The 18629-nt window shown below is 66.4% G+C and carries 22 protein-coding genes and 1 riboswitch; of the genes, 8 read left to right on the top strand and 14 right to left on the bottom strand.

Annotated features, from left to right (window positions below):
- Positions 1–371: hypothetical protein (locus RT97_RS10075; protein WP_042578651.1), on the bottom strand; the 371-nt coding region annotated here is incomplete at its 3' end.
- A gap of 8 nt (positions 372–379) precedes the next feature.
- Positions 380–952, bottom strand: coding sequence for a Holliday junction branch migration protein RuvA (gene ruvA / locus RT97_RS10080; RefSeq protein ID WP_042578652.1), 573 nt, complete (start codon positions 950–952; stop codon positions 380–382).
- A gap of 169 nt (positions 953–1121) precedes the next feature.
- Between ruvA and RT97_RS10085 the strand changes: the two genes are divergently transcribed.
- Together RT97_RS10085 and ybeY are read left to right on the top strand one after the other, a co-directional pair.
- On the top strand, positions 1122–2063 hold the full coding sequence (locus RT97_RS10085; protein ID WP_042578653.1) for a PhoH family protein: 942 nt from the start codon (positions 1122–1124) through the stop codon (positions 2061–2063).
- Position 2064: 1 nt separating this feature from the next.
- A complete protein-coding gene (gene ybeY, locus RT97_RS10090) occupies positions 2065–2523 on the top strand; it encodes an rRNA maturation RNase YbeY (protein ID WP_042578654.1) in 459 nt (152 codons plus the stop codon).
- Positions 2524–2529: 6 nt separating this feature from the next.
- Here the strand turns inward: ybeY and dtd are convergent, their stop codons facing one another.
- Together dtd and RT97_RS10100 are read right to left on the bottom strand one after the other, a co-directional pair.
- Entirely contained in the window at positions 2530–2973 is a 444-nt protein-coding gene (gene dtd, locus RT97_RS10095) for a D-aminoacyl-tRNA deacylase (RefSeq protein WP_042578655.1), read from the bottom strand.
- Positions 2970–3890, bottom strand: coding sequence for a cation diffusion facilitator family transporter (locus RT97_RS10100; protein ID WP_042578656.1), 921 nt, complete (start codon positions 3888–3890; stop codon positions 2970–2972). Before RT97_RS10100 ends, dtd begins: the two co-directional genes overlap by 4 nt.
- A 152-nt stretch (positions 3891–4042) precedes the next feature.
- On the opposite strand from RT97_RS10100, the gene RT97_RS10105 reads away from it, so the two are divergent.
- Complete coding sequence (locus RT97_RS10105) at positions 4043–4531, top strand: FecR family protein (protein ID WP_253278202.1); 489 nt, start codon at positions 4043–4045, stop codon at positions 4529–4531.
- A complete protein-coding gene (locus tag RT97_RS10110) occupies positions 4531–5148 on the top strand; it encodes an OmpA family protein (RefSeq protein WP_042578658.1) in 618 nt (205 codons plus the stop codon). Before RT97_RS10105 ends, RT97_RS10110 begins: the two co-directional genes overlap by 1 nt.
- 38 nt (positions 5149–5186) lie before the next feature.
- Here RT97_RS10110 and tyrS read toward each other — a convergent pair whose 3' ends face one another.
- Positions 5187–6419 (bottom strand): tyrosine--tRNA ligase, encoded by a 1233-nt coding sequence (tyrS, locus tag RT97_RS10115; protein WP_042578659.1) that lies wholly within the window; start codon positions 6417–6419, stop codon positions 5187–5189.
- Positions 6420–6578: 159 nt separating this feature from the next.
- Here tyrS and RT97_RS10120 point away from each other — a divergent pair, with 159 nt between their 5' ends.
- Both RT97_RS10120 and RT97_RS10125 read left to right on the top strand, forming a co-directional pair.
- Positions 6579–7925 (top strand): M23 family metallopeptidase, encoded by a 1347-nt coding sequence (locus RT97_RS10120; RefSeq protein WP_042578660.1) that lies wholly within the window; start codon positions 6579–6581, stop codon positions 7923–7925.
- Positions 7926–7967: 42 nt separating this feature from the next.
- A complete protein-coding gene (locus RT97_RS10125) occupies positions 7968–9092 on the top strand; it encodes an anhydro-N-acetylmuramic acid kinase (RefSeq protein WP_042578661.1) in 1125 nt (374 codons plus the stop codon).
- A gap of 2 nt (positions 9093–9094) precedes the next feature.
- On the opposite strand, the gene mdtD is transcribed toward RT97_RS10125, so the two are convergent.
- From mdtD to RT97_RS10150, 5 genes are all read right to left on the bottom strand, one after another.
- The gene (mdtD, locus tag RT97_RS10130) at positions 9095–10528 is read right to left on the bottom strand and encodes a multidrug transporter subunit MdtD (protein WP_042578704.1); all 1434 of its coding nucleotides are present in this window, start codon (positions 10526–10528) and stop codon (positions 9095–9097) included.
- Between the two features lie 90 nt (positions 10529–10618).
- A complete protein-coding gene (erpA, locus tag RT97_RS10135) occupies positions 10619–10984 on the bottom strand; it encodes an iron-sulfur cluster insertion protein ErpA (RefSeq protein WP_013543663.1) in 366 nt (121 codons plus the stop codon).
- Positions 10985–11167: 183 nt separating this feature from the next.
- On the bottom strand, positions 11168–11560 hold the full coding sequence (gene rpsI / locus RT97_RS10140) for a 30S ribosomal protein S9 (RefSeq protein WP_007827948.1): 393 nt from the start codon (positions 11558–11560) through the stop codon (positions 11168–11170).
- Between the two features lie 12 nt (positions 11561–11572).
- On the bottom strand, positions 11573–12004 hold the full coding sequence (rplM, locus tag RT97_RS10145) for a 50S ribosomal protein L13 (protein ID WP_028259766.1): 432 nt from the start codon (positions 12002–12004) through the stop codon (positions 11573–11575).
- A 221-nt stretch (positions 12005–12225) separates the two neighbouring features.
- A complete protein-coding gene (locus RT97_RS10150) occupies positions 12226–12753 on the bottom strand; it encodes a hypothetical protein (RefSeq protein WP_155403775.1) in 528 nt (175 codons plus the stop codon).
- 90 nt (positions 12754–12843) lie between these two features.
- Between RT97_RS10150 and RT97_RS10155 the strand changes: the two genes are divergently transcribed.
- Positions 12844–13803 (top strand): 23S rRNA (adenine(2030)-N(6))-methyltransferase RlmJ, encoded by a 960-nt coding sequence (locus RT97_RS10155; RefSeq protein ID WP_042578663.1) that lies wholly within the window; start codon positions 12844–12846, stop codon positions 13801–13803.
- Positions 13804–13820: 17 nt separating this feature from the next.
- Here the strand turns inward: RT97_RS10155 and RT97_RS10160 are convergent, their stop codons facing one another.
- The 4 genes from RT97_RS10160 to ahcY form a co-directional block, all read right to left on the bottom strand.
- Positions 13821–14447 (bottom strand): septal ring lytic transglycosylase RlpA family protein, encoded by a 627-nt coding sequence (locus tag RT97_RS10160; RefSeq protein ID WP_042578705.1) that lies wholly within the window; start codon positions 14445–14447, stop codon positions 13821–13823.
- A gap of 83 nt (positions 14448–14530) precedes the next feature.
- Complete coding sequence (metF, locus tag RT97_RS10165) at positions 14531–15355, bottom strand: methylenetetrahydrofolate reductase [NAD(P)H] (protein WP_042578664.1); 825 nt, start codon at positions 15353–15355, stop codon at positions 14531–14533.
- 10 nt (positions 15356–15365) lie between these two features.
- Positions 15366–16154, bottom strand: a complete 789-nt coding sequence (locus RT97_RS10170; RefSeq protein ID WP_042578665.1) for a TlyA family RNA methyltransferase — start codon at positions 16152–16154, stop codon at positions 15366–15368.
- A gap of 7 nt (positions 16155–16161) precedes the next feature.
- Positions 16162–17601: an adenosylhomocysteinase gene (gene ahcY, locus RT97_RS10175; protein WP_042578666.1), complete on the bottom strand. Its 1440-nt coding sequence runs from the start codon at positions 17599–17601 to the stop codon at positions 16162–16164.
- A 75-nt stretch (positions 17602–17676) separates the two neighbouring features.
- A riboswitch (S-adenosyl-L-homocysteine riboswitch) is annotated at positions 17677–17746 on the bottom strand.
- 118 nt (positions 17747–17864) lie between these two features.
- Between ahcY and RT97_RS10180 the strand changes: the two genes are divergently transcribed.
- Complete coding sequence (locus RT97_RS10180; protein ID WP_042578667.1) at positions 17865–18503, top strand: hypothetical protein; 639 nt, start codon at positions 17865–17867, stop codon at positions 18501–18503.
- Positions 18504–18629: the final 126 nt, after the last annotated feature.

Below are 18629 nucleotides of genomic sequence, written 5' to 3' on the forward strand. Positions count from 1 at the left end.
GGCAGCGCGCCCGCCACTTCGAGCAGCAACGCGACGAACGCGCCTACCGCCAACCCGCCGCCCAGGCGATAGCAAGCGCGGCGAAATCGATGAAGGCCCGGGCCGCGTTGGGTGCGCGAGTAGCGGTCGCCGAGGTGGCTGAACAACGCTGCCGCCAGCGCCAGGCTCGCCAGTGCCGCGAGCAGCGCTGTGGTGCCATGCAGGGTGCCGAGACCCGACCCCGGAAAAGTCGCGAGATGCCCGTGTATCACGCCACCGACGCCATAAGCCAGCAGGAACGCGGCCACGCTGACAAGGGCACCCGTATTGAGCGTCTGCTGCTGCGGCGGCAGCTGGTGCCAGTGGCTCGTGCGTCGCTTCGCGGGTCGCATGGCGCGGGCTACTTCGCCAAGGCCTTCAGCGCCAGCTTGATGCCATCGCTCACCGTCGAATCCTTCGGCAGTGCCTTGAGCGCGAGCGCCGCTTCCTTGTCGCTGTAGCCCAGCGCGATCAGCGCCTGCAGGATGTCGGCCTGGGCGTCGGAGGCCGCGTGCGCGGGCAGGCCGATGTCGGCGCCCAGCTTGCCCTTGAGCTCCAGCAGCAGCCGCTCGGCGGTCTTCTTGCCGATGCCCGGGATCTTCACGAGCCGGCCGAGCTCCTGCGTGGTGATGGCCTGCGACAGCTCGCCCACGCTCATGCCCGAGAGCAGCCCGAGCGCGGTGCGCGGGCCCACGCCGGTGATCTTGATGAGCTGGCGGAAAGCCGCGCGCTCCTCGGCGGTGCCGAAACCGTAGAGAATCTGCGCGTCCTCGCGCACCACGAAGTGCGTGAGCAGCGAAACGCGCTCGCCGGTCGCGGGCAGGTTGTAGAACGTGCTCATCGGCACATCGACCTCGTAACCGACGCCATTGCAGTCCACCACCACCTGCGGTGGGTTGCGCTCGGCCAGGATGCCGGTGAGTTTGCCTATCATTGGCCCACCCCCGTTGCTTGCTCACTTCGTGTAGCCGCTTCCCCCCTCGAGGGGGCAACACCGGCGGCCCGGCACAGCCGGTTCCGCGGTGTTCCCCGCTTTGGATTGCGTTTTTTCGAGCATGGCTGGTCTTGCATAGGGCTGCCAAATAGATGGAAATGGATACCGCGTGATTCTGCGACACACCTTTACCCCACCGAACAACTCGCGTCTCGGACACCTGTGCGGCCCTCTGGACGCGCACCTGCGCCGCATCGAGGAGGCGCTGGGCGTGAAGATCGCGCACCGCCACGAACAGTTCAAGGTCGACGGCCCCAAGGCCCCGGCCCAGCGCGCGATGGACGTGCTGCAGGCGCTGTACGAAATCGCCCAGCGCCCGATCGATCCGGCCGTGGTGCAGCTCACGCTGGCCGGCGACGGGTCGATGAGCGACGAGGACGCGGCCATGCTTGTCACACGCCGCGCCGACCTGCGCGCGCGCACGCCGACGCAGGCGCTGTACCTGGACAACATCGCCAAGCACGACATCACTTTCGGCATCGGCCCGGCGGGCACCGGCAAGACGTATCTTGCGGTGGCCTGCGCGGTCGATGCGCTGGAGCGCGCGGCGGTGCAGCGCATCGTGCTCACGCGGCCGGCCGTGGAAGCGGGCGAGCGGCTTGGCTTTTTACCGGGCGACCTCACGCAGAAGGTCGATCCTTACCTGCGTCCGCTGTACGACGCGCTCTACGACCTCATGGGCTACGAGAAGGTGCAGAAGGCGTTCGAGCGCAATGCACTGGAGATCGCGCCGCTGGCCTTCATGCGCGGGCGCACGCTGAACAACGCGTTCGTGATCCTCGACGAAGCGCAGAACACGACGGTCGAGCAGATGAAGATGTTCCTCACGCGCATCGGCTTCGGCGCGAAGGCGGTGGTGACCGGCGACGTGAGCCAGATCGACCTGCCCAAGCAGCAGCTCAGTGGCCTGATCGACGCCGAGCGCGTGCTCCGGCGCGTGAGCGGCATCGCGATCACGCACTTCACGAGTGCCGACGTGGTGCGGCATCCGCTGGTGGCCAAGATCGTCGACGCGTACGACGGGCAACGCAAGCGCACCAGCGCGCATTGAGATGGCGCTTCCGGCACTTTCCCTTTCGCTGCAGTTCGGGCGCTTCAAGGGCGTGGAGCGGCACCGCGCCGCGCTGCCGCGCCACACGGTCGCGCGCTGCATCCGCCATGCGCTGGACATCGATGGCGAGATCACCGTGCGCATCGTCGACGCCGACGAGGGCCAGCGCCTGAACCGCGAGTTCCGCGGCAAGGACTACGCTACCAACGTGCTGACCTTCGACTACGCGCAAAGCCCCGTCGCCACGGCCGACCTGGTGCTGTGCGCACCGGTGGTCGCGCGCGAGGCCAAGGAGCAGCGCAAGACGCTGGCCGCGCATTACGCGCACCTGCTGGTGCACGGCACGCTGCACGCACAGGGATGGGACCACGAGACCAGCGAGGCCGACGCCGACGAGATGGAGGCGTACGAGATCCAGATCCTGGCGGAACTGGGCATCCGCAATCCCTACGGCAAGTAGCCGCTGCTACGCGGACATCTGCAGCGGGATCGTCACCGGTCCGTCGTTGACGAGGTGCACCTGCATGTCGGCGCCGAATTCGCCGGTCTCCACCACCGGATGCGCGGCGCGCGCCTGCGCCACGAAGTATTCGTAGAGCCGGCGGCCCTCGTCGGGCGGCGCCGCGAGCGTGAAGCTGGGGCGGTTGCCGCCGCTCACGTCGGCCGCCAGCGTGAACTGGCTCACCACGAGCAGCCCGCCGCCGATGTCCTGCACGCTGCGGTTCATCTTGCCGGCCTCGTCCGAAAAGATGCGCAGCTTGAGGATCTTGGCGAGCATGCGGTCGGCGAGCGCATCGACATCGCCGCGTTCCGCGCACAAAAGGATCAAGAGGCCGGCATCGATGGCGCCGACGGTCTGGCCGGAGATGTCGACGCGGGCGTTCGCAACGCGCTGGAGGATGGCTTTCATGGGTGGGCTTGTTCTTCCACGATCTGGGTGGCGCGTGCTTCCATGGTCAGCGGCAGCAACTGGATGGTGACGCGAAGGCCGGGCACGGCGTCCATCAGGGACAGTTCGAGTTCGTCGCGCAGGGCGGCGGCATGCTGCAGGGTCCATTCGCCCGGCACGTGCATGTGCAGGTCGGCAAAGCGCCGCTGGCCGGCGCCGCGCGTCACCATGTCGTCGAAGCGCAGCCGGCTGCCGTCGGGCTGGCGCGCCGCGAAGGCGTCGAGCGTGGCGCGCACCGTGGCGAGCGTGTCGGCGTCGAGGGCTTCGTCCATCAGGCCCTGCGACGAGCGCCACACCAGCTTGACGCCCTCGCGCACGATGTTGAGCGCCACGCCGATGGCCAAGAGAGGATCGAGCCAGAGCCAGCCGCTGAAATGCACGCCGACGATGCCGATCACCACGGCAGCGGAGGTCCACACGTCGGTCATCAGGTGGCGGCCGTCGGCCTCCAGCGCGATGGAGCGGTGGGTGCGCGCGGCGCGGAACAGCATCACCGCCAGCCCCGCGTTGAGGCCAGAGCTGAGGACCGACAGCGCCAGACCCCAGCCCAGTTGCTCCAGGGGTTGGGGCGACAGCAACCGCTGCACCGACACCCACAGGATCGCCATCGCGGCGCCGACGATGAGAATGCCCTCGAAGCCGGAGGAGAAGTACTCGGCCTTGTGATGGCCGTAGGGGTGGTCTTCGTCGGCCGGGCGCTCGGCGATCGTCACCATTGCCAAGGCGAACATGGCACTGGCAAGATTCACGAACGACTCCATCGCGTCGGAGATCAGGCCCATCGAATTGGTCAGGTAGCCGGCCAGCCCCTTGAGCACGATGGTGACCAGGGCCACGGCCACGGAGACGCGAAGCAGTGTTTTGGGAGTGAGCGTCATGGGCAATCGGGGCGGCGAATCGACAAAAGACGACGCAAAAAGCGGCAAAACACCGCAAGATGACGCTGAATTATCAACCCGGTGTCCATATGTAACGCCTAAGGCCTAATACTTGTGACCATTGCGAAACATTCTTCGCAGAGAGTCGGATGATGAAAAACCTCTTGAACGTTCTGGGCGGCCTCGCCCTGTTGGGCACCACCATGATGGCCCAGGCCCAAACCCCGCCGGCCGCGCCGGTCGCACCCGTCGCCGAACTCCAGGCCGGCTTCGTGAAATCGGTGCGCGGCAACGTGCAGTTGCTCAGCGCCGCCGGCACCGCACGCCCCGCTGCCGCCGGCGACGCGCTGGGGTCGGTAGACCGCATCGTGACCGGCCCCGATTCCTCGGCTGCCGTGGTCCTGCGCGACGACACGACCCTGGTGGTCGGGCCCTCCTCGCGCATGGACCTGAAGGAATTCCACTTCGACTCCACCACGCGCGACGGCGGCCTCCTGGTCTCGCTGCTGCGCGGTTCGATGCGCATGATCACCGGACTGATCGGCAAGACGAACCCCGACGCAGTTCGGGTCGAGACGCAGACTGCCACCATCGGCATTCGCGGCACCGACTTCATCGTACAAACCGACGGGCAGCCATGATGACGAGGACCCCGTCGCGCCGCCCTCTCCTTCTTGCCACATCCCTGATCGCCGTCCTGCTCTCCGCCTGCTCGACACCGGGCACGCGGGTGGTGCTGCTTCCGCAAGCCGACGACAAGCCGTCTGCCGTCGTGGTGCGCGCCAAGGACGGGGAAGAAGTGCTCTCCAAGCCGTACCAGCGCGCGACAGCCGCGGTCGGCGCCAGCGGGGCGCCGGTGGTCGATCAGGCCGATTCCGCCAAGGTCCAGGCAGAAAACAAGCCGCTGTTCGACATGCGCCCGCCGCTGCCGCAGCGTTACACGGTGTTCTTCGAGGTCGGCGGCACCACGCTGACCCCCGCGTCGCAACAGATCATGACCGAGGCGCTGGCCGCGGCTTTGGCGCGCAGCGGCGGCGACATCGTGGTGACGGGCCACACCGACACCAAGGGCAGCGGCGAATCGAACGACCAGTTGTCGCGCCGCCGGGCGCAGGAAGTGGTTCAGTTGTTCGTCGAGCGCAGCTTTCCGGCCAACCGCGTCGAGGCCGTGGGCCGCGGCGAGCGCGACCTGGCCGTGCCGACCGCCGACGAGGTGGACGAGCCGCGCAACCGGCGCGTCACCATCGAAGTCCGGTAATCGAAGCAGAAGGCCCCGAGGGGCCTTTTCTTTTGGGGTTAGTTCAGGGTCACGCGGGCGAACTTGCGCCGCCCCACCTGCACGACGTAGGTGCCTGCAGGAAGCTTCAGTGTCTTGTCGCTGATCACGACAGAATCGACCCGGACACCGCCGCCATCGATCAGGCGACTGCCCTCCGACGCTGAGGAGGCCAGGTTCGCCTGCTTGAGCAACTGGGCAATTCCCAGCGGCGCGCCACCCAGCGACACCTCGGGAATCTCGTCCGGCACGCCGCCCTTGCTGCGGTTGATGAAGTCCTGCTCCGCGGTCTCGGCCGCCGCTGCGCTGTGGAAGCGCGCGGTGATTTCCTTGGCCAGCGCGACCTTCGCATCCTTCGGATTGCGGCCGCCGACGATTTCGGCCTTCAGCGCCTCGATCTGCTCCAGCGACTGGAAGCTCAGCAGCGTGTACCAGCGCCACATCAGGTCGTCGGAAATCGACAGCACCTTGGCGAACATGGTGTTGGCGTCTTCGCTGATGCCGATGTAGTTGTTCTTGCTCTTGGACATCTTTTCGACGCCATCGAGCCCTTCCAGCAGCGGCATAGTGAGTATGCACTGCGGTTCTTGGCCGTACTCCTGCTGGAGATGACGGCCGACGAGCAGGTTGAATTTCTGGTCGGTTCCGCCCAGTTCGAGGTCGCTCTTGAGCGCCACCGAGTCGTAGCCCTGCATCAGCGGGTAGAGGAATTCGTGCACCGAGATCGACTGGCCGGCCTTGAAGCGCTTGTTGAAGTCGTCGCGCTCCATCATCCGGGCGACGGTGTACTTGGCCGCCAGCTGGATCATTCCGCGGGCGCCCAAGGGGTCGCTCCATTCGGAGTTGTAGCGGATCTCGGTCTTCTCGGGGTCCAGCACGAGGCTGGCCTGCTTGTAATAAGTCTGGGCGTTGGCCTCGATCTGCTCCCGGGTGAGGGGCGGACGGGTGTTGTTCCGCCCGGAAGGGTCGCCGATCGTGCTGGTGAAGTCGCCGATCAGGAAGATCACCCGGTGCCCGAGGTCCTGGAGCTGGCGCATCTTGTTGAGCACCACCGTGTGGCCGATGTGAATGTCCGGCGCGGTCGGATCGAGCCCGAGCTTGATGCGAAGCGGTTTCCCGGTGGCCTCGGAGCGCTGGAGCTTGCGCACCCACTCGTCCTGCGGCAGCAGCTCGTCAGCCCCCCGGAGGGATATTTCGAGCGCACGTCCTACACTATTCGAGAGGCTGGTGGATGTAACAGATTCGGCGTTCATGGGCTTTTTTAGCTGACTTTTTGGATGCCGAAGCTATACTCAGCCCGACTTTTCAAGCGCCGAATTCTAAGCGGCGCTTTTTCCGCACCGTCTCCTGCCGCCCCGAACGTACTGGGCCTTGCAGCACGGATTTGCAGAACCTGAGCTGGAATTCATAGATTGATCAACGGCATTCTTGCTGCCGAGGAGCTCCTTGCTTCTCGCGTGGCCTATACGTTCCGAACCTACCCCAAGCAGATCACGGCGCTCATCGCCGCGGCCATGCTGAGCGCTGGCACCCTCGCGGTGGCCTCGCTGGGTCCTGACGCTTCCGACCTTCCGGTCCACCAGATTCTCGAGGCCACGACGCCCCAGTCTTTCGCAGACCAGACGGCTTCGCTCGAGAGCTTCAGCTTCACGCTGTTTCGCACCGACATCACCCGCTCGAGCGACACGGCCGAAGCACTGCTGAAGCGCCTGGGCATTTCCGACCCCGCAGCCACCGCCTTCGTGCGCGGCAGCAGCGACGCTCGCAATGCGCTGTTCGCCCGCGCCGGCCGCACCATCACGGCCGAAGCCACGCAGGAAAACCAGCTCAAGAAACTGAGCGCCCGCTGGATTCCCGACGGCGACGGCGGCTTCAAGCGCTTCGTCATCGAACGCACGCCGGTCGGCTTCGTCGCCCTCACCGAGCGCGACACGCTGACGCCGGGCACCCGCCTGGCAAGCGGCACCATCCGTACCTCGCTGTTCGCAGCCACCGACGACTCGCGCATTCCCGATGCGGTGGCGAGCCAGCTGGCGGACATCTTCGCGGGCGACGTCGACGTGCGGGCCCTGCGCAAGGGCGACCGCTTCGCCGTGGTCTACGAGACCTTCGAAGCCGACGGACAAGCGCTGCGCAGCGGCCGCGTGCTCTCGGCCGAGTTCGAGAACAACGGCAAGATCCACCAGGCCGTCTGGTTCCAGCCTCCGGGCGCGGGCCAGAAGGGCAGCTACTACCGCCCGAACGGCGACAGCCTGCGCAAGGCCTACCTGGCGACGCCGGTCGAGTTCTCGCGCGTATCCAGCGGTTTCGCGATGCGCATGCATCCGATCCTGAACAGCTGGCGCCAGCACAACGGCATCGACTACGCAGCGCCCACCGGCACCTCGGTGCGCACGGTCGGCGACGGCACGGTCGATTTCGCGGGCACGCAAAGCGGCTACGGCAACATCGTCATCATCACGCACCGCAACAACCAGCAAACGGCGTATGCGCACCTGAGCCGCATCGACGTGAAGGCCGGCCAGAGCGTGAGCCAGGGCCAGGCGATCGGCGCCGTGGGCTCCACGGGTTGGGCCACGGGCCCGCACCTGCACTTCGAATTCCGCGTGGGCGGCGTCTACCAGGACCCGGCCACCATCGCGCAAGAAGGCGGCGCCCCGATCACCGCGGCCCTGCGTCCGGCGTTCGAGCGGATCGCGGTTGGCGCCCGCACCGAGCTGGCGGCCGCGTTCTCGGTCATCCAGGCCAGCGCGGACTGAAGACGCTCGCGCATCAGCCTCTTCTCTAGGCCCGATCCGGAGATGGCTGCCGAGTTTTTCATCGGCCTGATGTCAGGCACATCGCTCGACGGCGTCGACGGTGTGCTCGCCGATTTTTCAGACGGCCGGATTGCGGTGAAGGCCTACGCCACCGCCGAGTTTCCCGTGACGTTGCGCGCGGAACTCATGGCGCTCAACACCCGCGGCGAGAACGAGCTGCATCGCGCGGCGCTGGCCGGCAACGGGCTTGCCCGGGCCTATGCCGGCGTCGTTCACCAGTTGCTGGCGGACAGCGGCATCGACGCCGGTGCGATCACGGCCATCGGCGCGCACGGACAGACGGTGCGCCACCGGCCGCTCGAATTCGACGATGTCGGCTACACCCTGCAGATCAACAACCCCTCGCTGCTGGCCGAACTGACCGGCATCGACGTGGTCGGCGACTTTCGCAGCCGCGACCTCGCCGCCGGCGGCCAGGGCGCGCCGCTGGTGCCGGCATTTCACCGCGCCCTGTTCGCGCGCGCCGACGAAACCGTCGCGGTGCTGAACATCGGCGGCATCTCCAACCTGAGCCTGCTCCCCGCCACCAACGCGCCCGACGGCGCCATCGTGCGGGGCTTCGACTGCGGCCCCGGCAATGCGCTGATGGATCACTGGTGCCAGACCTACCAGGGCCAGCCCTTCGACCGCGGCGGCCAGTGGGCGGCCAGCGGGCAGGTGCTGCCCCAGCTGCTCGCGCAGCTGCAGGCCGATCCGTATTTCGCCAAGGCGCCGCCGAAAAGCACGGGGCGCGACCTGTTCAACCCGACTTGGCTGGCTTCGCACCTCGGCACCACCGCCATGGCACCGGCCGATGTGCAGGCGACGCTCGCGGAATTGACGGCAAGCACCTGTGCCGCCGACCTTCTCAGCTATGGAAAAGATAGCAACCTGCTGATCGTTTGCGGTGGTGGCGCGCTGAACGACCACCTGCTTGCGCGCCTGCGCACGCTGCTTCCTGGCGTTCAGGTGGTAGCGTCGACCGACCAAGGCCTGCCACCGCAGCAAGTCGAGGCTGCAGCCTTTGCCTGGCTAGCGCGTTGCACTGTGAGGCGCGATGCAGGCAATTTGGCCAGCGTGACGGGCGCACGTGGGGCAAGGGTGCTGGGCGCGATCTACCCAGCGTGAGCCTAACCCTGGCCTGAAACCTCCGGCTGCGCAGGTTGCGCCGCGCGCACTTCTGCGGGCAGATGCCAGAAGATCAGCGCAGATGCCACCGTGATCAACCCCATGCTCGCAAAAGTGGCCTGGAAGGCGTCGAGCGTGTGCGCTGCCGTCTCGGTACCGAAGATCCCGTTGTAGCCTGCCAGCACGGCCCCGGCGGCCGCTACGCCGAGGCTCATAGCCAGCATCTGCACCATCGACAGCAGGCTGTTGCCGCTGCTGGCCATGCTGCCGTCCAAATCCTTCAGCGTGATCGTGTTCATCGCGGTGAACTGCAGGGAGTTGACCGCTCCGAAAGCCAGCAGTTGCAGCACATGCAGCGCCATGGGCTGGCCGGGCGCCGTCAGGCCGAAGCTGGCCATCGTGCAGCCCACCAGCACCGTGTTGACCACCAGCACCTTGCGATAGCCGTGGCGCGTGATCAGCGGCGTGGCAAAGCGCTTCATGGCCATGCCCGCGAGGGCGATCGGCAGCATCATCAGACCAGCCCGCACCGGCGAGTAGCCCATTGACACCTGCAGCAGCAGCGGCACGAGAAAGGGCATGCAGCTGCTGCCCAGGCGCGAGAAGAGGTTGCCGATCAGCCCGATGCTGAGCGTTGGCACACCGAACAGCGAGGGCGCGAACAGGGGCTCGGGCGTTCGTGCGGCGCGCAGCCAGTAGGCCACCACGCTGGCGAAGCCGAAGATCAGCACGACCATCACGCCGCCCTGGCGCAGGCCGAGTTCGGACACGCCATCGAGTGCCAGCGAAATCGCCACCATGCCGAAGGCCAGCATGGCGTAGCCCACGCTGTCGAACCGCTTCTGGATGGCGCCGCGCAGGTCCGGCATGTACTTGAGCGTGGCGATACAGCCCGCGAGCCCCACCGGCACGTTGATCAGGAAGATCCAGTGCCAGGACGCGTACTGCACCAGCCAGCCGCCCAGCGTGGGGCCCAGCAAGGGGCCGATGAGCCCCGGGATCGCGACGAAACTCATCGCCTGCAGGAATTCGCCGCGCGGCACCGTGCGCAGCAGCGCCAGGCGCCCCACGGGGAGCAGCAACGCGCCGCCCAGGCCCTGCACCACCCGCGCGGCCACGAGTTGCCCCAGCCCCTGCGAGAGCGCGCAGAGCACCGAGCCGGCGGCAAACAGCACGATGGCCGCGAAGAAGATGCGCCGCGTGCCGAAGCGGTCGGCAATCCAGCCCGAGGCGGGGATCAGCATCGCCATCGTGAGCGCATAGGCCACCACCACCGACTGCATGCGCAGAGGGCTGACGTTCAGGCTCGCGGCCATGGCCGGCAGCGCGGTGTTGATGATGGTGGCGTCCAGCGTCTGCATGAAGAAGCCGACGGCCACGAGCCACAGCAGGCTCTTGCGGGAGGGATCGACGGCAGTTGCGGCTTCGGACGTCATGAGAGAGGAAGGAAAGCGGAAAACGACGGGCAGCAAAAAGCCGCCCGGAGGCGGCTTTCTTGGTGGGGCCTTGTCAGCGGCATCCAGGCATCAGGCCGAGAAGCTCGATCCGCAGCCGCAGGTGCTGGTGGCGTTCGGGTTCTTGATCACGAACTGGGCGCCTTGCAGGTCTTCCTTGTAGTCGATCTCGGCGCCGACCAGGTATTGGTAGCTCATGGCATCGATCAACAACGACACGCCGTTCTTGGTCATGGTGGTGTCGTCTTCGTTGGTGATTTCATCGAAGGTGAAACCGTACTGGAACCCGGAGCACCCGCCGCCCTGCACGAACACGCGCAGCTTCAGCTCGGGGTTGCCTTCTTCGGCGATCAGGTCGGCCACCTTGGCTGCCGCGCTGTCGGTGAAGACGATCGGCTCGGGCATCTGGGTCTGGATGTTTTCGGCTACGGCGCTCATGAGGGGTAACTCCTTGGGGGTGGCCGAACATTGCGGCCAAGGGAACGAATGCTACTGCAATGCCGCATTTCAGGCAGGCTGACTGTGGCGTGCACCCCAACGCAAGTGGGGTCGGATGCCTCGCCGCCAAGTACTGGCAATGAAAAAGCCGCCCGAAGGCGGCTTTGTTCGCAACGAACAGGATCAGCGCTTACTGAACTGCTTGCGGCGACGGGCGGAGTGCAGACCGACCTTCTTACGTTCGACTTCACGCGCATCGCGCGTCACGAAGCCGGCTTGGCTCAGCACGGGCTTGAGCGTCGCGTCGTAGTCGATCAGCGCACGGGTGATGCCGTGGCGCGTTGCGCCGGCTTGACCCGATTCGCCGCCACCGTTCACGTTGACCATCACGTCGAAAGCTTCGAGGTTGTTGGTCAGCGCCAGGGGCTGCTTGGCAATCATGATCGAGGTTTCGCGGCCGAAGAACTCTTGGATGTCCTTGCCGTTGACCGTGATCTTGCCGGTGCCTTTTTTCAGAAACACACGGGCGACGCTGGATTTGCGACGGCCGGTGCCATTGTTCCATTCACCAATCATTCTCAAGGCTCCTTACAGTTCCAGCACTTTGGGCTGTTGGGCGGTATGCGGGTGCTCTGCACCACCGTACACCTTGAGTTTCTTGATCATCGCGTATCCGAGCGGACCCTTGGGCAGCATGCCCTTGACAGCCTTTTCCAGGGCGCGGCCCGGGTGCTTGGATTGCATGTCGCGGAAGTTCGTCGCCGTGATACCGCCGGGATAGCCCGAGTGACGGTAGTACACCTTGTCGATCGACTTGGCGCCGGTGACGCGCAGTTGCGCGGCGTTGATGATGACGATGAAATCACCGGTATCGACGTGAGGCGTGTAAATGGCCTTGTGTTTGCCGCGCAAACGGAGAGCAACTTCGCTGGCTACTCGTCCGAGGACCTTGTCGGTCGCGTCAATCACAAACCACTCGTGCGTCACGTCAGCGGGCTTGGCGCTGAACGTTTTGGTCATGAGTTTTTCTCTTGAAAAGAGGGTTTGGCGAGCCCTTTTCCACGGTCGGCGTTCCTCTGACGGGAATCTCTTAGGTGGGGTTTCATTCGCCCCGCAAGACGGGTCGAATGCCTTCGCCGCGGGGCCACAAAAACGCTGCGAAGCCCGCGATTATATGAAGAATTGGCCGATCTGGCCAATTTCCACAGTCGCCGGGCTTGTGCGGGGCCTGCCGCTGCGGTTTAGCGGACCGGCACAGCCACCGGGCGTGCCACGGCAACCCCGGTGTCGATCTTGCGAACCAGCGTGCCGGTGTCCAGGCTTTCGTCACGGTGCCCACTGCGGTCGTACAGGCGGTCTTCGCCGATGACCATCTGGATCCAGGTCGGGTACGTGTAGGCGGTGCCGGCGCTGTCGTCGACCGCCGCACCGATCACGCCACCGGCCACGACGAAATTGCCCAGGAAACCGATGTTGGGACGCGAGATCGCCTGCCCGGTCGCCACGCCTTGCCCGTCGACGGAGCACTGGATCACCAGATCGGCCCGCGAGCGACGCACGCCGACGACCCGGCCCGACCGCATCCTCACCTTGGCCTTGTCGTTGACGGCCCTGCATCGCGCATCGGGAATGATCTCCCCGTTCTGCGACACGACGTCGACGCGCATCGGCTGATCGAGCCCCTGGCTGACGGCGGCGCAACCGCCCAGGACCGACAAAATTCCCATCGTGGCCGCGAGGCCCCAAAATCTCCAGTTCGACGGACGCATCCTGTTTCCCTCCAGTTTTTGTAATTTGATGTTACTGCGGCTTCACTGAAGAGGCTGTTGCGCATCTGCCACCTATCTCGGAAATCCCTCATGTTCAGTTACCGCCACGCCTTCCATGCCGGCAACCACGCCGACGTGCTCAAGCACACGGTGCTGATTGCCACGCTCGACCACCTGCTTGAAAAAGAGGCAGCCCTCACGGTCGTCGACACCCACGCCGGCGCGGGCCTCTATCGCCTCGACGGCGATTACGCCGACACCAGCGGCGAAGCGGCCAACGGCATCCTGCGCCTGCTTGCCCCTCCTGCCCCTTCCAAGGAGCCCGCCGCACCCGGACCTGCTGCGAAATCGGCGGCCAAGAAAGTGGCCCCGGAAGCCGAAGCCCCGCTGGCCGATGCAATAGCCCGCTACCTCAGCGTGATCGGCGACTTCAACCCCAAGGGCGGCGCCCGCGTCTACCCCGGCTCGCCATTCATCGTGCAGCACCTGCTGCGCGACCACGACAAGCTCAAGCTGTTCGAGCTCCATCCGACCGACGCCCGCACCCTCGACGCCAACATCGCCCAGTTGGAAGCCGGCCGACAGATCGCCGTGCTGCGCGAAGACGGCTTCGGCAGCGCCACCAAGTTCCTGCCGCCGCCGTCCCGCCGCGCGCTGGTGCTGATGGACCCGAGCTACGAGATCAAGAGCGACTACGCCCGCGTGCTCGACTTCGCGGCCGAGGCGCTCAAGCGCTTTGCCACGGGCACGTATGCCGTCTGGTATCCGATCATTCCGAGGCCCGAGGCGCACGACCTGCCTCGCCGGCTCAAGACCATGGCGACCAAGGCCGGAAAGCCGTGGCTGCATGCCACGCTGACGGTCAAGTCGAGCAAGCTGACGGCCACGCCGACAGGCGAGACCAAGCGGCCCGGACTGCCGGCCAGCGGCATGTTCCTGATCAACCCGCCCTACACCCTGAAGCCGCTGCTCGCGGCGGCGCTGCCGCAACTGGCCGAAAAGCTGGCGCAGGACCGCAACGCGACCTTCTCGCTCGACAGCGGCGGCTGATCCGCCCGTTCAGCGTTTCAGCGGCGACGCCGCGGCGGCACGATCACCTTGCGCCGTGCCGGCACTGCGGCCTTGGCGCGATCGCCGCCCGGCGCCACAGGCGCCGCCGCCTCGCCCGGTTCAACGGCGACACCGCCGCAGCGCATGCCCGAAGCGCCGACGACCGACAGCGCGACCTGCTTGATCCCGAGCCCCGTCAGGCCGATGCGGTCGGCTGCGGCCCGGCTCAGGTCGATGACGCGGCCCTGCGCATACGGGCCGCGGTCGTTGATGCGCACCAGCACTTCGCTGCCGTTGACCAGGCTGCGCACGCAAACGCGCGTTCCGAACGGCAGGGTCTTGTGGGCGGCCGTCAGGGCGCCCATGTCGAAGCGCTCGCCGTTCGCCGTCTTGCGCTGGTGGAACTGGATGCCGTACCAGGACGCGCCGCCGCGCTCGAAGATCTCGCGCGGGCCGTCTTCACCGGGCACGCCGTCGTCTGGGGTCAGTTCGCCGGTGCCGGACACCGCGAGGTCGTAGCGCACCGAGGGCACGTCCGACCGCGCAGAAGCCCCCGGCGGAACCGCCAGCCCCTTAGAGAGCGGCCGCAGGCGCGAGCCCGCTGCGGCACCCGGGTCGGTGCCGCCTTCGGTGGCGGGCGGCATGGCGCAGCCCGCGAGCACGCAGGTGGCGGCGACGATCGCGAGGCGAAGCCCCGCGCGCAGCGACGAACCTGCAGCGCCCCCTCTCAATCGAGGCGCTCCAGCACAGCCAGCGTCGCCGCCGACTGGTTCATCGTGTAGAAGTGGATCGCGGGTGCGCCGCCGTCGCAAAGGCGCGCACAGAGGTCGGTCACCACGTCCAGGCCGAAGGCCTTGATCGAGGCCGTGTCGTCGCCGAAGCCCTGCAGGCGCAGGCGGATCCAGCGCGGGATCTCGGCGCCGCAGGCGTCCGAGAAGCGCATGAGCTGCGTCGAGCTCGTGATGGGCATGATGCCCGGCACGATCGGCGTGTCGATGCCGAGCTTGCGCACGTCGTCGACGAAGCGGAAGTAGGCCTCGGGGCTAAAGAAATACTGCGTGATGGCCGAGTCGGCCCCCGCTTTCACCTTGGCGGCAAAAGCCTGCAGGTCGGCCTCGGGCGAGCGCGCCTGGGGATGCACCTCGGGATAGCAGGCCACCTCGATGTGGAAGTCGCGGCCCGTCTCTTCGCGGATGAAGGCCACGAGGTCGCTCGCGTAGTGAAACTCCCCGCCGATGCCGTAGCCGCTCGGCAGGTCGCCGCGCAACGCCACCAGGCGCTTGACGCCCATGGCCTTGAGCTCGGCCAGTTGCTCCCGCACCGTGGCCTTGGTCGCGCCGATGCAAGAGAAATGACTGGCGGCATCGACGCCCTCGCCAAGGATCTCCTGCACCGCGCCGAAGGTGCCCTGGTGCGTGGAGCCGCCGGCACCGTAGGTGACCGAGCAGAACTGGGGCTTGCGCACGTACAGCTGCTGGCGCACCGCGCGCAGCTTGACCGCGCCTTCGGGCGTCTTGGTCGGAAAGAATTCGAAACTCAGCGGAAGGCGCACCTGCGTCTCCTTAGGAGCCGTTCGCGCCGGACGCGCGCACGGCGTGAATGAAAAACTCGCGGTTGCCGTCGCCGCCGGCGATCGGGCTGTCGAACCACTGCAGCACGCGCAGTTCGAGCGCCGCGCACGCATCGTGCAGGCGCTTTTCGACGATCTCGTACATCGCCGCGTCGCGCACGATGCCGCCCTTGCCGACCTGGCCGGGCTGCAGTTCGAACTGCGGCTTGACCAGCATCAGGAGATGGCCGTCGTCGGCCAGGAATTCGACGACCGCCGGCAGCACCAGCGTGAGCGAAATGAACGACAGGTCGCCGACGATCAGGTCGAAACGCAGGTCGGAGGGCTCTTCGCCTTCCTCCTGCAGATCGTCGGGCGACAAGGCCCGCGCATTGACGCCTTCGATGGCGACGACGCGCTCGTCCTCGCGCAACTTCGCATGCAGCTGCCCATGGCCGACGTCGACGCCCACGACCTTCGCCGCGCCGCGTTGCAGCAGGCAATCGGTGAACCCACCGGTCGACTGGCCCACATCGAGGCACAGTTTCCCGGCAGGGTCGATGCCGCTCACCGCGAGCGCGCCCTCGAGCTTGAGTCCGCCGCGCGAGACGTAGCGCGCCTCGGCGGCATCGTCGAGTTCGAGCTCGGCGGATTCAGGCACTTCGTCCTTGTTCTTGGCGACCGAGCGCCATGCGTCGCTCGTGCCCGCATCGCGCCAGCGCATGCCGCCGGCGATGAGCCGCACGGCCTGCGAACGCGACGCGGCGAGGCCGCGTTCCACCAGCAGTTGGTCAGCGCGCATGGACGCTTTAGTAGCGGTACGTGTCCGGCTTGTACGGGCCGTTCTTGTCCACGCCGATGTAGGCGGCCTGCGCGTCGGTCAGCTCGGTCAGCATGGCGCCGACCTTCTTCAGGTGCAGGCGTGCGACCTTCTCGTCCAGGTGCTTGGGCAGCACGTAGACCTTGCCGGCCTGGTAGGCGTCGGGCTTGGTGAAGAGTTCGATCTGCGCGATGGTCTGGTTCGCGAACGACGACGACATCACGAAGCTCGGGTGGCCCGTGCCGCAGCCCAGGTTCACCAGGCGGCCCTTGGCCAGCAGGATGATCTTCTTGCCGTCGGGGAAGGTGATGTGGTCGACCTGCGGCTTGATCTCTTCCCACTCGTACTTCTCGATCGACGCGACGTCGATCTCGTTGTCGAAGTGGCCGATGTTGCAGACGATGGCCTGGTCCTTCATCTTGGCCATCGTGTCGTGCGTGATGACGTCCTTGTTGCCGGTGGTCGTCACGAAGATGTCGGCCTTGTCGGCGGCGTATTCCATCGTCACGACCTTGTAGCCTTCCATCGCGGCCTGCAGGGCGTTGATCGGGTCGATTTCAGTCACCCACACCTGGGCGCTCAGTGCGCGCAGTGCCTGGGCCGAGCCCTTGCCCACGTCGCCATAGCCGGCCACGCAAGCGACCTTGCCCGCGATCATCACGTCGGTCGCGCGCTTGATGCCGTCCACCAGCGATTCGCGGCAGCCGTACAGGTTGTCGAACTTGCTCTTGGTGACCGAGTCGTTCACATTGATGGCGCGGAACAGCAGCGTGCCCTTGGCGCTCATCTCATTCAGGCGATGCACGCCGGTGGTCGTCTCTTCGGTCACGCCGATGATCTCGGCCGACTTGCGGGTGTACCAGGTCGAATCGACTGCCAGCTTGGCCTTGATCGCGGCGTACAGGATGCGTTCTTCTTCGCTGGTCGGGTTGGCCAGCACGCTCTGATCCTTCTCGGCGCGTTGGCCCAGGTGCATCAGCAGCGTGGCGTCGCCGCCGTCGTCCAGGATCATGTTGGGGCCTTCGCCCTTCGAGCCCTTGGGGCCGAAGTCGAAGATGGCGTGGGTGTAGTCCCAGTAGTCCTTCAGCGACTCGCCCTTGATGGCGAACACCGGCGTGCCTTTTTCCGCAATGGCGGCGGCGGCGTGGTCTTGTGTGGAGAAGATGTTGCACGAGGCCCAGCGCACTTCGGCGCCCAGGGCCTGCAGCGTCTCGATCAGCACGGCCGTCTGGATGGTCATGTGCAGCGAGCCCGTGATGCGCGCGCCCTTGAGCGCCTGGCCCTTCGAGAACTCCTCGCGGATGGCCATCAGGCCGGGCATCTCGGTTTCCGCAATGCGGATTTCCTTGCGGCCCCAGGCGGCGAGGGACAGGTCGGCAATCGCTTGGTCGGCGGTCGAAACAGGGGTGGGCTTGAGAACAGCGCTCATGAGAACTCCAAAACTGGTTTTAAAGATGCCACTGCGTACGGGAGGTCTGACGGAAAAGGAACTCACCGCGAGAACAGCGGGTGAGCGTGGTTGCGATGTGGTCCGAGCCTCACGCCTTGATGGCGCTGCAACGCTCCTCGGAACGGCGGATTGTAGACGGGGTGCCCGGCCGAGCCAACCGCTGGGGTATCCCACATGACGGGAAGCGCGTTTGGCTTGCGAGGCGTACATTGATCCGCACCACAACACCAAGACGCTCCTCCATGCCCTCCAGACTTCCCCTGAACCTGCTGGCCTCGGCCGCACTTGTCATCGCCGCCGCTGCCGCGCCTCTTGCCGCATCGGCCCAGGCCGCTTCCGAACAAGTCCGCATCCGCGGCACCATCGTCCGCGTCGACGCCAAGACGCTCGTCGTCCAGGACCGCGGCGGCGAAGTCGTCAGCCTCGCGCGCCCGGCCGATATGCAGCTGTCGGAGGTCTACCGCATCAAGCTGGCCGACATCAAGAAGGGCAGCTTCATCGGCACCGCCGCCATGCCGCAGGCCGACGGCTCGCAGAAGGCGCTCGAAGTCGTGGTGTTCCCCGAGGCCGCGCGCGGCACCGGCGAAGGCCACCGCCCTTGGGACCTGCTGCCGCAGAGCACCATGACCAATGCCACCGTCGCCGACCTGGCCGCGGCACCGAAGTCGGTGCACGGCGGTCAGCAGCTGCGCCTGACCTACAAGGGCGGCGAGAAGACCGTGATCGTGCCGCCCGACGTGCCGGTCGTGACCTTCCGCCCCGGCACCGAGGCGCTCCTGGTGCCCGGCGCCAAGGTGCTGGTCAATGCGCAGGAAAAGAACGGCACGCCGACGGCGCTGCGCGTGACGGCCGGTCGCAACGGCTTCGCGCCGCCGATGTAGTAGGTCCCGGCGCAGGCTTTCGACATCCAAGGTATCCAAGGGAAATCCCGCAGGCATTTTTGTCGTCGCGGGGACCTTGGCCGTGCCGGTGCAGCGTATCGTGGCGAGGGACTTTTGCCGTCCGGC

The sequence above is a fragment of the Variovorax paradoxus genome, assembly GCF_000834655.1.
Taxonomy (GTDB): domain Bacteria; phylum Pseudomonadota; class Gammaproteobacteria; order Burkholderiales; family Burkholderiaceae_C; genus Variovorax; species Variovorax paradoxus_F.